Here is a 13336-nt window from a genome sequence, read left to right as displayed (position 1 = left end):
AAATGAAAGATACATTAATTCTTGGTATTGAGAGCTCCTGTGATGAAACGGCAACTTCCGTTGTAAAAAATGGAAGGACTGTCTTATCAAACGTGATTTCCTCACAGATCGAGATCCATAAACTGTACGGAGGTGTTGTACCGGAGATCGCCTCCAGAAATCATATAGAAAGGATCAACCAGGTCATCCAGGAAGCGCTGGACGAGGCAAATGTCACTCTGGATGATATTGATGCTATCGGTGTAACCTATGGACCGGGGCTTGTCGGTGCACTTCTTGTAGGTGTGGCAGAAGCCAAGGCCATTGCCTATGCAAGAAACCTGCCACTGGTAGGCGTGCATCATATAGAAGGACATGTTTCTGCCAATTATATTGAGCATCCGGATCTGGAACCTCCGTTTCTCTGTGCCATTGTATCCGGTGGACACACCCATCTTGTTATTGTGAAGGACTACGGCCAGTTTGAGATCCTGGGCCGAACCAGAGACGATGCGGCAGGTGAGGCATTTGATAAGGTTGCACGTGCCATTGGGCTGGGATATCCGGGAGGACCGAAGATCGATAAGCTGGCAAAGGAAGGAAATCCGGACGCTATCGAGTTTCCACGTGCAAAAATCGGCGAAAATCCATATGATTTCAGCTTCAGCGGCGTGAAGTCCGCAGTTCTTAATTATTTAAACGGGGCAAAAATGAAAGGTGAGGAAGTAAACCGTGCAGATATCGCGGCATCCTTCCAGAAGGCGGTTGTTGACGTACTGGTAGAGCATACCATGCAGGCAGCAGCTGATTTTGGCATGAAAAAGGTTGCCATTGCAGGAGGTGTTGCTTCCAACGGAGCACTTCGCACTGCTATGGAAAAAGCATGTACAGAACGTGGATACAAATTTTACCGTCCGTCACCGATCTTCTGTACGGATAACGCAGCGATGATCGGTGTGGCAGCTTACTATGAATATATCAGGGGAACACGCCACAGCTGGGATCTGAATGCGGTTCCGAACCTGAAGCTTGGCGAAAGATAAAAGAATCCGGGGTAATTGATCATGGGAGAGTGCAGAAATACAGCTATTGTCCTGGCAGCAGGCCAGGGAAAGAGAATGCACAGCAAAATACAGAAGCAGTTTATGGAGCTTGACGGGATGCCGGTGCTCTGTTATTCTCTGCGCTGTTTTCAGGAAAGTCCGCTGATCAGGGATGTGATCCTGGTAACAGGGGAGGAATATGTTTTCTGGTGCAAAGAAGAAATCGTGGAAAAATATGGTTTTACAAAGGTTTCTACTGTAGTATCCGGCGGAAAAGAACGGTACGATTCTGTTTATGAAGGACTTCGTGCGTGTAAAGATACAGAGTATGTGCTGATCCATGACGGTGCCAGACCATTTATTGATCATGGGATCATTGAAAGAGGACTTATGGCAGCAGCACAGACAGGTGCCAGTGTTACAGGCATGCCTTCCAAGGATACAGTTAAGATCGCAGATGAGGATGGGAATGTCAGTGAAACTCCGGATCGCAGCAGTGTATGGATCGTCCAGACTCCGCAGATCTTTCAGTACCCGCTGATCTATGGCGCATATACCAGCATTCGGCAGAAGGAAATGACCGGAATTACAGATGATGCCATGGTTGCAGAACATGAGACCGGGGTGAAGATCCGCTTTTCAGAAGGTTCTTATCGCAATATCAAGATCACAACACCGGAAGATCTGGTGGTTGCGGAGGCATTTTTGAAGGAAAACAGAGAGTAGAATAGAGAGTAGAACAGGGTGAAAATCCCGGTAAATATGGACATATAGCAGAAATTGAAGCTATATGTCCAATTTTTTGAAAAAAATATCAAATTTGTTATTGACAGGGGAGATATTTGATGATAAAATACAACATGCGCTGACAAAACAGCACAAAAAATGTTGAAAAACATTATATGGAGAGATATCGAAGTGGTCATAACGAGGCGGTCTTGAAAACCGTTTGTCCGCAAGGGCGCGTGGGTTCGAATCCCACTCTCTCCGTTTGTCAAATACAGAATAAAAACTTTTTAAAAAAGTTAAAAAAGTACTTGACAACATAAAAGATACGAGATATAATATCACCTGTCGCTAAGAACGGCAGAGATAAATATCGGAACTACTTAGTAAGTAGGGCAATTTGGAGAAGTACCCAAGCTGGCCGAAGGGGCTCCCCTGGAAAGGGAGTAGGTCGTTAACGCGGCGCGAGGGTTCAAATCCCTCCTTCTCCGCTTTGGTTTTTTTGAAGACTAAATGCTTCAAAAAAATTAAAAAAAGTTCTTGACAAGCAGTTGAGAATGAGATAAAATGAACGAGCTGTCTGAGAGACAGATGCAAAAAACCTTGATAACTAAACAGTGAAACACATACGATTCTCGAAAATTTCTTTACATTTAAAGAACGGTTTAAACAAACCAAAAGCAGTAAAAACGAGAGATAGCCAAACGGTTGTCTTGAGTAAACGAATCAAACATTTTATCAGAGAGTTTGATCCTGGCTCAGGATGAACGCTGGCGGCGTGCTTAACACATGCAAGTCGAACGGGAATTACTTTATTGAAACTTCGGTCGATATGATTTAATTCTAGTGGCGGACGGGTGAGTAACGCGTGGGTAACCTGCCTTATACAGGGGGATAACAGTCAGAAATGACTGCTAATACCGCATAAGCGCACAGAGCTGCATGGCTCGGTGTGAAAAACTCCGGTGGTATAAGATGGACCCGCGTTGGATTAGCTAGTTGGTGAGGTAACGGCCCACCAAGGCGACGATCCATAGCCGGCCTGAGAGGGTGAACGGCCACATTGGGACTGAGACACGGCCCAGACTCCTACGGGAGGCAGCAGTGGGGAATATTGCACAATGGGGGAAACCCTGATGCAGCGACGCCGCGTGAAGGAAGAAGTATCTCGGTATGTAAACTTCTATCAGCAGGGAAGAAAATGACGGTACCTGACTAAGAAGCCCCGGCTAACTACGTGCCAGCAGCCGCGGTAATACGTAGGGGGCAAGCGTTATCCGGATTTACTGGGTGTAAAGGGAGCGTAGACGGATGGACAAGTCTGATGTGAAAGGCTGGGGCTCAACCCCGGGACTGCATTGGAAACTGCCCGTCTTGAGTGCCGGAGAGGTAAGCGGAATTCCTAGTGTAGCGGTGAAATGCGTAGATATTAGGAGGAACACCAGTGGCGAAGGCGGCTTACTGGACGGTAACTGACGTTGAGGCTCGAAAGCGTGGGGAGCAAACAGGATTAGATACCCTGGTAGTCCACGCGGTAAACGATGAATGCTAGGTGTCGGGTGACGAAGTCATTCGGTGCCGCCGCAAACGCATTAAGCATTCCACCTGGGGAGTACGTTCGCAAGAATGAAACTCAAAGGAATTGACGGGGACCCGCACAAGCGGTGGAGCATGTGGTTTAATTCGAAGCAACGCGAAGAACCTTACCAAGTCTTGACATCCCTCTGACCGACTCTTAACCGAGTCTTTCCTTCGGGACAGAGGAGACAGGTGGTGCATGGTTGTCGTCAGCTCGTGTCGTGAGATGTTGGGTTAAGTCCCGCAACGAGCGCAACCCCTATCCTCAGTAGCCAGCATATAAGATGGGCACTCTGTGGAGACTGCCAGGGATAACCTGGAGGAAGGCGGGGATGACGTCAAATCATCATGCCCCTTATGATTTGGGCTACACACGTGCTACAATGGCGTAAACAAAGGGAAGCGAACCTGTGAGGGTGGGCAAATCCCAAAAATAACGTCCCAGTTCGGACTGTAGTCTGCAACCCGACTACACGAAGCTGGAATCGCTAGTAATCGCGGATCAGAATGCCGCGGTGAATACGTTCCCGGGTCTTGTACACACCGCCCGTCACACCATGGGAGTCAGTAACGCCCGAAGTCAGTGACCTAACCGCAAGGAAGGAGCTGCCGAAGGCGGGACCGATGACTGGGGTGAAGTCGTAACAAGGTAGCCGTATCGGAAGGTGCGGCTGGATCACCTCCTTTCTAAGGAAAAAGTAGAGAAACAAGATGTGTTTTACTGTTGAGTTATCAAGGCAACTGAATAATGATATTTCTGGTGCCGATGCGGTTGGGGGACACACCCGTTCCCATCCCGAACACGACGGTTAAGACCCAATCGGCCGATGGTACTGCACTGGAGACGGTGTGGGAGAGCAGGTGGGCGCCAGATCAAAAAGAAAGAAACAGGCGAAGCTGCCTGATAAAAATAGAACGGGCACTGGAAAGTGAGCTCTGTTGGAAACAGAGTGGAGCCAGAAGATTTTCGATAAGTCCGGTGCTAACCCTAAATCAGTCGGGAAGGACTGTTATAATAGCTGGTTTTTACCAGTGATCAGAGTTTACAAAAACAGTTTGTGAGTTCTGATGGCTGATAAAACATCAGTCAGCATTGTACCTTGAAAACTGCATACATGAGATTTGATTAAGTTAATCAAATATCCTTAAACGCAAAGTGTTAAGAAATTAATGCAAACGCAAAGATAGGAAGACATCGATTTATCTGTTATGAACAGAGTAATCAAACACATACGTTACGAACGTGAGTGTAAACTTCGTGAGAAGAAAGCACTTACTGTAGTAACACGAGAATCAAGAGACCGCATCACCTACGCTAGGGTGATGAAGCGAAAGGTCAAGCAATAAGGGCACAGGGCGGATGCCTTGGCACTAAGAGCCGATGAAAGACGTGATAAGCTGCGAAAAGCTTCGGGGAGGAGCAAATATCCCGTGATCCGGAGATGTCTGAATGGGGAAACCCGCATGAGCAGACCTCATGCATCCATACGCCAATCCATAACGTATGGAAGGGAACCCGGGGAACTGAAACATCTAAGTACCCGGAGGAAAAGAAAGAAACATCGATTCCGTAAGTAGCGGCGAGCGAACGCGGAGGAGCCTAAACCGGTGTGCGTGCATGCCGGGGTCATGGACTGCATTTAAGATTCAGCGAAGTTAACAGAACGGTTTTGGGAAAGCCGGCCGGAGAGGGTGAAAGCCCCGTACGTGAAAGCAGAGCTGACTGAGCAGGATCCGGAGTACCACGAGACACGAGGAACCTTGTGGGAAGTAAGGGGGACCACCCCCTAAGGCTAAATACTACTTAGTGACCGATAGCGCATAGTACTGTGAAGGAAAGGTGAAAAGGACCCCGGGAGGGGAGTGAAAGAGAACCTGAAACCCTGTGTCTACAAGCTGTGGAAGTACTTTATATGTACGACCGCGTACTTTTTGTAGAACGGTCCGGCGAGTTACGCTTACTGGCAAGGTTAAGCACTTCAGGTGTGGAGCCGTAGGGAAACCAAGTCTTAATAGGGCCAGAGTCAGTAGGAGTAGACCCGAAACCGGGTGATCTATCCATGTCCAGGTTGAAGCTGCCGTAAGAGGTAGTGGAGGACCGAACCCACATCCGTTGAAAAGGGTGGGGATGAGGTGTGGATAGGGGAGAAATTCCAATCGAACCCGGAGATAGCTGGTTCTCCTCGAAATAGCTTTAGGGCTAGCCTCGGTGTGAGTCTTGCGGAGGTAGAGCACTGAATTTCCTAGGGGGCGTCAAAGCCTACCGAAGAATATCAAACTCCGAATGCCGTGTAGATATCACCGGGAGTCAGACTGCACGAGATAAGTTGGGCGGTCAAAAGGGAAAGAGCCCAGACCTACAGTTAAGGTCCCAAAGTGCGCGTTAAGTGGAAAAGGATGTGGGATTTCGAAGACAACCAGGATGTTGGCTCAGAAGCAGCCATACATTCAAAGAGTGCGTAATAGCTCACTGGTCGAGAGGTCCTGCGCCGAAAATGTCCGGGGCTGAAACGCGCCACCGAAACTAAGGAATCTGAAAAGATTGGTAGAGGAGCATTGCATGCGGGAAGAAGCAGTACCGGAAGGAGCTGTGGACTGCATGGAAGAGAGAATGCCGGAATGAGTAGCGAGATAGAGGTGGGAATCCTCTAGGCCGAATATCCAAGGTTTCCAGGGTAAAGCTGATCTGCCCTGGGTGAGTCGGGACCTAAGGTGAGGGCGAGAGCCGTAGCCGATGGACAACAGGTTGATATTCCTGTACTGCAGTATGACAGAACTGTGGGGACACGTAAGGAGAGCGGGAGCCGGGAATGGAAAGCCCGGTACAAGCGAGGTACCAGTCACATAGGAAAATCCGTGTGGCAATGGGAAGACGTGATGTGGAGCGAAGATTAGTAGCGAAGCCCGTGAGCCATGCGTCAAGAAAAGCCGCTATCGTTCATATTGTACCCGTACCGTAAACCGACACAGGTGGATGAGGAGAGAATCCTAAGGCCGGCGGAAGAAGTATTGCCAAGGAACTCGGCAAAATGGCCCCGTAACTTAGGGAGAAGGGGTGCCTGCGAGAGCAGGCCGCAGAGAATAGGCTCAAGCAACTGTTTAGCAAAAACACAGGTCTATGCGAAACCGAAAGGTGAGGTATATGGGCTGACGCCTGCCCGGTGCTGGAAGGTTAAGAGGAGAGGTTAGACGTAAGTCGAAGCTTTGAATTTAAGCCCCAGTAAACGGCGGCCGTAACTATAACGGTCCTAAGGTAGCGAAATTCCTTGTCGGGTAAGTTCCGACCCGCACGAAAGGCGTAATGATTTGAGCGCTGTCTCGGCAATACATCCGGTGAAATTGAAGTGCCAGTGAAGATGCTGGCTACCCGCGCCAGGACGGAAAGACCCCATGGAGCTTTACTCCAGTTTGGCACTGGGGTCCGGTGTTGCATGTACAGGATAGGTGGGAGGCTGAGAAACGGTAACGTCAGTTGCCGCGGAGCCGCTGTTGGGATACCACCCTTGTGATATTGGGCTTCTAACCAGCCGCCGTAATCCGGCGGTGGGACAATGCCAGGCGGGGAGTTTGACTGGGGCGGTCGCCTCCGAAAGGGTATCGGAGGCGCCCAAAGGTTCCCTCAGAATGGACGGAAACCATTCGAAGAGTGCAAAGGCAGAAGGGAGCTTGACTGCGACACCGACGGGTGGAGCAGGTACGAAAGTAGGGCTTAGTGATCCGGTGGTATTAAGTGGGAATGCCATCGCTCAACGGATAAAAGCTACCCTGGGGATAACAGGCTTATCACTCCCAAGAGTTCACATCGACGGAGTGGTTTGGCACCTCGATGTCGGCTCATCGCATCCTGGGGCTGTAGTAGGTCCCAAGGGTTGGGCTGTTCGCCCATTAAAGCGGTACGCGAGCTGGGTTCAGAACGTCGTGAGACAGTTCGGTCCCTATCCGGCGTGGGCGCAGGATATCTGAGAGGAGCTGTCCTTAGTACGAGAGGACCGGGATGGACGGACCGCTGGTGGACCGGTTGGCTTGCCAAAGCCATGGCCGGGTAGCCAAGTCCGGAAGGGATAAACGCTGAAGGCATCTAAGCGTGAAGCCCCCCTCAAGATGAGATATCCCATTCTTAGTGAAGTAAACCCCCTTGAAGACGACGAGGTAGATAGGGCAGAGGTGGAAGTGTGGTAACACATGGAGCTGACTGTTACTAATCGGGTGAGGGCTTGACCAAGAAACGCAGGTTAAGAATTGATTCAAGAGTTTGATTAACGATCAACAAGCATGTATGTAGTTTTTAAGGTACAAACCTTAAATTAAATATTCCTCCTTAGCTCAGTCGGTAGAGCATGCGGCTGTTAACCGCAGTGTCGTTGGTTCGAGTCCAACAGGGGGAGCATGGTGCCATAGCCAAGTGGTAAGGCAAAGGTCTGCAACACCTCTATCCCCGGTTCAAATCCGGGTGGCACCTCTTAGAAAGCCCTGGAAAGATGAATTTCCAGGGCTTATTTTTACTATAAAAATGTACTTGCTGAAGACCGTGAAGCCAGACTTCTGAAAAATCGGACAGCATCCGGAAAGGATGCTGTCCGACAGATCAGGAATTTTTTTCTGTAAGCAGGATTCTTTTACGGTTATAAACCAGATGAAGGTACATGGCATCTTGGGCACGCAAAGCATCATGTTCTGCAATGGCATCTGCGATTTCACGATGTGTTTCAATTGTTTCTTCATGCAGAGCGCCACTGGTTGATTCGACAAATAATGGAATAGAGCTGTTAATTACGGGAATCAGCCGCGGAACAACAACATTTTTGCTGCTCAGCGCGATCGCTGTATGAAATTCAATGTCTTTTTGGGTATGATCCACATGTTTTTTTAATAATGCTTCAACATCATCACAAAGTGTGGTGATTTTTTTTATATCTTTTTTATTGGCGCGGGTGGCAGCCATTGCTGCAATAGAGGGTTCAAGCAGAAAACGGACTTCAAGAAGGTCATGGATCAGCTTCTGCTTGTTGCCGATAAAGGTTAATCCCAGCGGATCCTCCACCATTCCCGGAGATGATGCGATATAGGTTCCGGATCCCTGACGGATCGTCACGATATTTCTGGAAGCAAGAAGCTTCATTGCCTCGCGGACAGAGCTTCTTCCGGCATTCAGACGTTCGGACAGAACCGTTTCATTAGGCAGCTTGTCTCCAGGCTGCAGATTTTCCTTTAAAATAAATGCGATGATGTCTTCCGATAATTTTTGCGGAAGACTTTTTTCTTCTGATGACGAAATCATCATATGAGTTTCTCCATTTCTATTCGTTATTTCTTTTTATATTTTCCTTATATCTATAATAATTCCTTTAAACTATAATGTCAAAACGACAAAATGCACAAAAAATAAGACGATAATTTAGATAAAATTACAGTATTGCGTTTTTGCAAGAATGAATATATTATAAATACATCAGATGAATTGAAACGAAAATAAAGAAAATCAGTACAATTCAAAAGAAAAAACAACAGAAAGGTCAGATGTATTTAACGAAAAGTAAAACATCGGATGAATTAAGGAGGCAAAAGCAGAAAAAATGGAAGAAACAACATTTACAGCAGATCCAATGAGATTGATGCTTGCTGCGGCAGTGGGAATTGTGATCCTGCTGGTGCTGATCATCAAATTTAAACTGCATCCGGTTCTGTCAATGATGATTTCAGCGATCATCATCGGTGCAGGTGCCGGAATGCCACTGGAAATGATCTCAGACACAGTAGAAAAAGGTGTTGGAAAGACATTACAGGGAATCGCACTTCTGGTAGGACTGGGTTCCATGTTCGGCGGAATACTGGAAGTGAGCGGAGGCGCTCAGAGAATAGCGGAAACACTGATCGACAAATTCGGTCAGAAAAAAGCCGGTTGGGCACTGGGACTTACCGGACTGGTGATCGGTACAACCGTATTTTTTGAAGCAGGTGTTGTAGTACTGATCCCACTGGTATTCAGTGTTGCAAAGCAGACAAAAAAATCCACACTGTATTATGCAATCCCACTTCTTTCAGGTCTTGCCAGCGGATATGCTTTTGTACCGCCTTCTGCGGGATCTGTACTGGTTGCCAATGCACTTGGCGTAAACCTGGGAACTATGATCATGGTTGGAGTTCCAACTGCACTGATCTGTATGCTGGTTTCAGGAATTATCTGGGGAAATCTGGTTGGAAACAAAATTTTCACTGAACTTCCGGCCAATGTGGAAGAGATCAAAGATGATGGAAAAGAGTTGCCGCCATTTGGTCTGGTGCTTGGCGTGATACTGATCCCGCTTGTTTTAATCCTTCTCAGTACTGTATCTAAATACATGCCAATTCCGGCAGGAATACAGAGTTTTCTCGGATTTATCGGAAAACCGTTTCTGGCACTGACTATCGCAACGCTTGCAGCAATGTATTTTCTTGGAATCCGTCGTGGCTTTACCGGTACACAGTTAAAGAAAATACTGGATCATTCACTGAGACCGGTTGGAATGATCCTTCTGGTCATCGCCAGCGGCGGAGTGATCCGATGGATGCTTCAGGATTCCGGCCTTGGAAATATTATCGGACCGGCCCTGGAAAAAAGCGGTCTTCCGCTGATCCTGATCGCGTTTCTGATCGCAATCCTGGTAAGGGCATCTGTGGGAAGCTCCATTGTGGCAATGACCATGGCATCAGGAATCATGGCGACTATGCCGGCAGTAATGGATACAAGCATGCTTTACAGAGCTGCTATGTGCTGTGCAATCTGCGGTGGTGCAACTGCACTGAGTCATGTAAATGATGCCGGATTCTGGCTGGTAAGTACTTTCCTTGAGATTGACGAAAAAACGACATTAAAATCCTGGACAATCATGGAAACACTGATCGGTGTTACAGCACTTGTTGTAGGCTTTGTTATTTCAATTTTTGCATAGGAGGAAGAGCGTAATGATAAAGATACCGGTTTATTTAAGAGACATGTATGATGCAAAGCATCTTGTACAGGCTGCATCCGGCTGCCGGAAGGATGTGGAACTGATCTGCGGAAGATATGTCGTAGATGCAAAGTCCATACTGGGAGTATTCAGCCTTCCTACATTTAATAATGTGGAAATCGGAGCAGAAGAAGAGGATGTAAAGGAACTTAGAGAAAAGCTGGAAAATCTGAATCTGATCAGAGAATAGGAAATGGAGGAAAAAATCATGAAGTTAGTAAGTCAGGAAATGAGAAAGCTTGCACCGGAGCTTGATCCGCTGCGCCTTGGAACAGGATGGAAAAAAGAAGATCTGGGAAAGGTTCAGGTCATGGTGGAAAGCACTTATGGTGACAGCCATCCGGGAAGCGGACACCTGAACATCCTTGTGGAAGAAGTTCGTAAAGGAATCGCAGAAGAAGGTGGTTTTGGTGCACGTTATAACTGTACCGATATCTGCGATGGTGAAAGCCAGGGAACAGACGGAATCAACTACAGCCTGGCAAGCCGTGAAATGATCGCAAACATGATCGAGATCCATGCAAATGCAACACCATTTGATGCCGGTGTATATCTTTCAAGCTGTGACAAGGGTGTACCGGGAAATCTGATCGGACTTGCAAGAGTAAATATCCCTTCCGTATTTGTTCCGGGCGGAACCATGAATGCGGGACCTGAGATGCTGACCCTTGAGCAGCTGGGAATGTACAGTGCAAAGTTTGAGCGTGGAGAGATCGACGAAGAGAAGCTTGACTGGGCAAAATGCAATGCCTGCCCAAGCTGTGGAGCCTGCTCCTTTATCGGAACAGCTTCAACAATGCAGATCATGGCAGAGGCACTTGGACTTACACTTCCTGGTACAGCTCTGATGCCGTCAACAAGCCCGGATCTTCTTGCTTTCGCAAGAGAGGCAGGAAGACAGGCAGTAAGGATCGCACAGATGGAAAATATGCGTCCTTCTGATATCGTAACTATGGACAGCTTTGAGAATGCGATCCTTGTACACGCTGCAATCTCCGGAAGTACAAACTGTCTGCTTCACATTCCGGCGATCGCACATGAGTTTGGCATTGAGATCACAGGTGATACCTTTGACAGACTGCACAGAAATGCAAGATACCTTCTGGATGTACGTCCTGCAGGACGCTGGCCTGCTGAGTGCTTCTATTATGCAGGTGGTGTACCGGCGATCATGGAGGAAATCAAAGAACATCTCCATCTGGATGTGATGACAGTTACAGGAAAGACTCTCGGAGAAAACCTTGAGGAGCTGAAGAACAACGGATTTTATGAGAAATGCGACAAATGGCTTCAGGAATTTAACAAACGTTACAATGTAAACCTTACAAAGGAAGATATCATCCGTCCATATGACAAGGCGATCGGAACCGACGGAAGCATCGCTGTTCTCCGTGGAAACCTTGCACCTGAGGGAGCTGTGATCAAACACACCGCATGCCCGAAGGAAATGTTCAGATCCGTTCTCCGCGCAAGACCGTTCGACAGTGAAGAGGAGTGTCTGGATGCAGTTCTGAAGCATAAGGTTCAGAAAGGTGATGCAGTATTCATCCGTTACGAGGGACCAAAGGGAAGTGGAATGCCGGAGATGTTCTACACATCTGAGGCGATCAGCAGTGATAAAGAGCTTGGAAAGAGTATCGCACTGATCACAGACGGACGTTTTTCCGGAGCATCTACAGGCCCTGTTATCGGACACTGCAGCCCTGAGGCTGTTGACGGTGGCCCAATCGCACTTGTTGAGGAAGGCGACCTTATTGAGATCGACGTTATGGAAAGAAAGCTGAACATCATCGGGATCGCAGGCGAAAGAAAGTCTATGGAAGAGATCGACCAGATCCTTGCCGAGAGACGTAAAAACTGGAAGCCAAGAGAACCAAAATACAAAAAAGGCGTGCTGAGACTTTTCAGTGAGCATGCTGCAAGCCCAATGAAGGGAGCCTATCTGGAGTATTGATCATGAAACATAAATTTATTACTCTCGGCGAGATCATGCTGCGTCTGACACCGCCGGATTATGAAAAAATCAGAACAGCAACAACCTTTGAGGCAAGATACGGGGGAAGCGAGGCGAATGTAGCCCTTTCCCTGGCAAATCTTGGAATAGATGCTTCGTTTTTTACGGTAGTTCCGGACAACAGTCTTGGAAAAAGTTCTGTACGTATGATGAGAAGCAATGATGTGAACTGTGACAGTGTGGTTTATTCCACAGCGGAAGAAACTCCGACACACCGTCTTGGAACCTATTATCTGGAGACCGGCTACGGGATCCGCCCCAGCAAGGTAGTTTACGACAGAAAACACAGCGCTTTTTCCGAGTATGATTTCAGCAAAACAGATGTGAAAAAAATGCTGGAAGGATATACATGGCTGCATCTGAGCGGAATCACACCTGCTCTTGGAACAAAATGCAGGGATCTGATCTTAAACTGCCTGAAGGCAGCAAAAGAAATGAACATGACCGTAAGCTTTGACGGAAATTTCAGAAGTACGCTGTGGACCTGGGAAGAGGCCAGAGATTTCTGTACACTTTGTCTTCCATATGTAAATGTCCTTTTCGGGATCGAGCCGTACCATATCTGGAAAAATGAAGAAGACCACAGTGCAGGGGATGTAAAGGATGGAATCCCGTTTCAGCCGGATTTTGAACAGCAGGAAAAAGTGTTCCGGGCATTTGCGGACAGATATCCGAATATAAAATGCATTGCAAGACATGTCCGTTTTGCACATAGCTGCAGTGAAAACTGTCTTATGGCATATCTCTGGTTAAACGGAAAGACTTACAAAAGCAAGCGCCTGACCTTCCACATTCTTGATCGTGTCGGTGGCGGAGATGCATTTGTAAGTGGGATCATCTATGGCCTTATGAATGAGTATACACCGGAAGATACCGTGAATTTCGGTGTTGCTGCCAGTGCTGTGAAGCATACGATCCATGGTGATGGAAACATTACCGATGATGTATCTATGATCAGACATGTGATGGAAATGAACTTTGATATAAAAAGATAAAAAGGAAGGGAA

Annotated in this window: 7 protein-coding genes, 4 tRNA genes and 3 rRNA genes; 13 read left to right on the top strand and 1 reads right to left on the bottom strand. The window is 47.6% G+C overall.

The genetic code is table 11. The features are described 5' to 3' along the window. Positions 1 to 2: 2 nt before the first annotated feature. The 9 genes from tsaD to NQ489_RS14205 all read left to right on the top strand — a co-directional run bounded on the left by tsaD (position 3) and on the right by NQ489_RS14205 (position 7785). The gene (gene tsaD, locus NQ489_RS14245; RefSeq protein WP_021651507.1) at positions 3 to 1022 is read left to right on the top strand and encodes a tRNA (adenosine(37)-N6)-threonylcarbamoyltransferase complex transferase subunit TsaD; all 1020 of its coding nucleotides are present in this window, start codon (positions 3 to 5) and stop codon (positions 1020 to 1022) included. A gap of 21 nt (positions 1023 to 1043) precedes the next feature. Next, on the top strand, positions 1044 to 1748 hold the full coding sequence (ispD, locus tag NQ489_RS14240; protein ID WP_021651506.1) for a 2-C-methyl-D-erythritol 4-phosphate cytidylyltransferase: 705 nt from the start codon (positions 1044 to 1046) through the stop codon (positions 1746 to 1748). Between the two features lie 178 nt (positions 1749 to 1926). Then, positions 1927 to 2012, top strand: a tRNA-Ser gene (locus NQ489_RS14235). 138 nt (positions 2013 to 2150) lie between these two features. Beyond that, positions 2151 to 2239: transfer RNA gene (locus NQ489_RS14230), tRNA-Ser, on the top strand. Between the two features lie 244 nt (positions 2240 to 2483). Then, positions 2484 to 4013, top strand: a 16S ribosomal RNA gene (locus NQ489_RS14225). A gap of 69 nt (positions 4014 to 4082) precedes the next feature. Then, positions 4083 to 4200: ribosomal RNA gene (gene rrf, locus NQ489_RS14220) — 5S ribosomal RNA — on the top strand. Between the two features lie 460 nt (positions 4201 to 4660). Next, a 23S ribosomal RNA gene (locus tag NQ489_RS14215) occupies positions 4661 to 7548 on the top strand. The 16S, 23S and 5S rRNA genes sit together here with 4 tRNA genes alongside, the layout of an rRNA operon. Positions 7549 to 7638: 90 nt before the next feature. Continuing rightward, a tRNA-Asn gene (locus NQ489_RS14210) sits at positions 7639 to 7711 on the top strand. Positions 7712 to 7714: 3 nt separating this feature from the next. Beyond that, positions 7715 to 7785, top strand: a tRNA-Cys gene (locus NQ489_RS14205). Between the two features lie 126 nt (positions 7786 to 7911). On the opposite strand, the gene NQ489_RS14200 is transcribed toward NQ489_RS14205, so the two are convergent. Beyond that, the gene (locus NQ489_RS14200) at positions 7912 to 8604 is read right to left on the bottom strand and encodes a FadR/GntR family transcriptional regulator (RefSeq protein ID WP_192925803.1); all 693 of its coding nucleotides are present in this window, start codon (positions 8602 to 8604) and stop codon (positions 7912 to 7914) included. A gap of 295 nt (positions 8605 to 8899) precedes the next feature. Between NQ489_RS14200 and NQ489_RS14195 the strand changes: the two genes are divergently transcribed. The 4 genes from NQ489_RS14195 to NQ489_RS14180 are packed head-to-tail and all read left to right on the top strand — an operon-like array spanning position 8900 to position 13324. Beyond that, positions 8900 to 10255, top strand: a complete 1356-nt coding sequence (locus NQ489_RS14195; protein ID WP_021650730.1) for a GntP family permease — start codon at positions 8900 to 8902, stop codon at positions 10253 to 10255. 13 nt (positions 10256 to 10268) lie between these two features. Next, a complete protein-coding gene (locus tag NQ489_RS14190) occupies positions 10269 to 10505 on the top strand; it encodes an HPr family phosphocarrier protein (protein WP_021650731.1) in 237 nt (78 codons plus the stop codon). An 18-nt stretch (positions 10506 to 10523) separates the two neighbouring features. Continuing rightward, positions 10524 to 12269: a dihydroxy-acid dehydratase gene (gene ilvD / locus NQ489_RS14185; RefSeq protein ID WP_044961044.1), complete on the top strand. Its 1746-nt coding sequence runs from the start codon at positions 10524 to 10526 to the stop codon at positions 12267 to 12269. A 2-nt stretch (positions 12270 to 12271) separates the two neighbouring features. Continuing rightward, positions 12272 to 13324 (top strand): sugar kinase, encoded by a 1053-nt coding sequence (locus NQ489_RS14180; protein WP_021650733.1) that lies wholly within the window; start codon positions 12272 to 12274, stop codon positions 13322 to 13324. The last annotated feature ends 12 nt before the right edge of the window (positions 13325 to 13336 follow it).

The sequence above is a fragment of the Blautia sp. KLE_1732_HM_1032 genome, assembly GCF_025147905.1.
Classification (GTDB): Bacteria; Bacillota; Clostridia; order Lachnospirales; family Lachnospiraceae; genus Blautia_A; species Blautia_A fusiformis.
Note: the sequence above shows the minus strand (reverse complement) of the source record. Positions and strands in the feature narration are given on the sequence as shown.

What these genes read in the sequence shown, in the direction of transcription:
- NQ489_RS14200 (WP_192925803.1), bottom strand. Translation starts at nt 8,604, where the DNA reads ATGATTTCGTCATCAGAAGAAAAAAGTCTTCCGCAAAAATTATCGGAA.
- ilvD (WP_044961044.1), top strand. Translation starts at nt 10,524, where the DNA reads ATGAAGTTAGTAAGTCAGGAAATGAGAAAGCTTGCACCGGAGCTTGAT.
- tsaD (WP_021651507.1), top strand. Translation starts at nt 3, where the DNA reads ATGAAAGATACATTAATTCTTGGTATTGAGAGCTCCTGTGATGAAACG.
- ispD (WP_021651506.1), top strand. Translation starts at nt 1,044, where the DNA reads ATGGGAGAGTGCAGAAATACAGCTATTGTCCTGGCAGCAGGCCAGGGA.
- NQ489_RS14190 (WP_021650731.1), top strand. Translation starts at nt 10,269, where the DNA reads ATGATAAAGATACCGGTTTATTTAAGAGACATGTATGATGCAAAGCAT.
- NQ489_RS14180 (WP_021650733.1), top strand. Translation starts at nt 12,272, where the DNA reads ATGAAACATAAATTTATTACTCTCGGCGAGATCATGCTGCGTCTGACA.
- NQ489_RS14195 (WP_021650730.1), top strand. Translation starts at nt 8,900, where the DNA reads ATGGAAGAAACAACATTTACAGCAGATCCAATGAGATTGATGCTTGCT.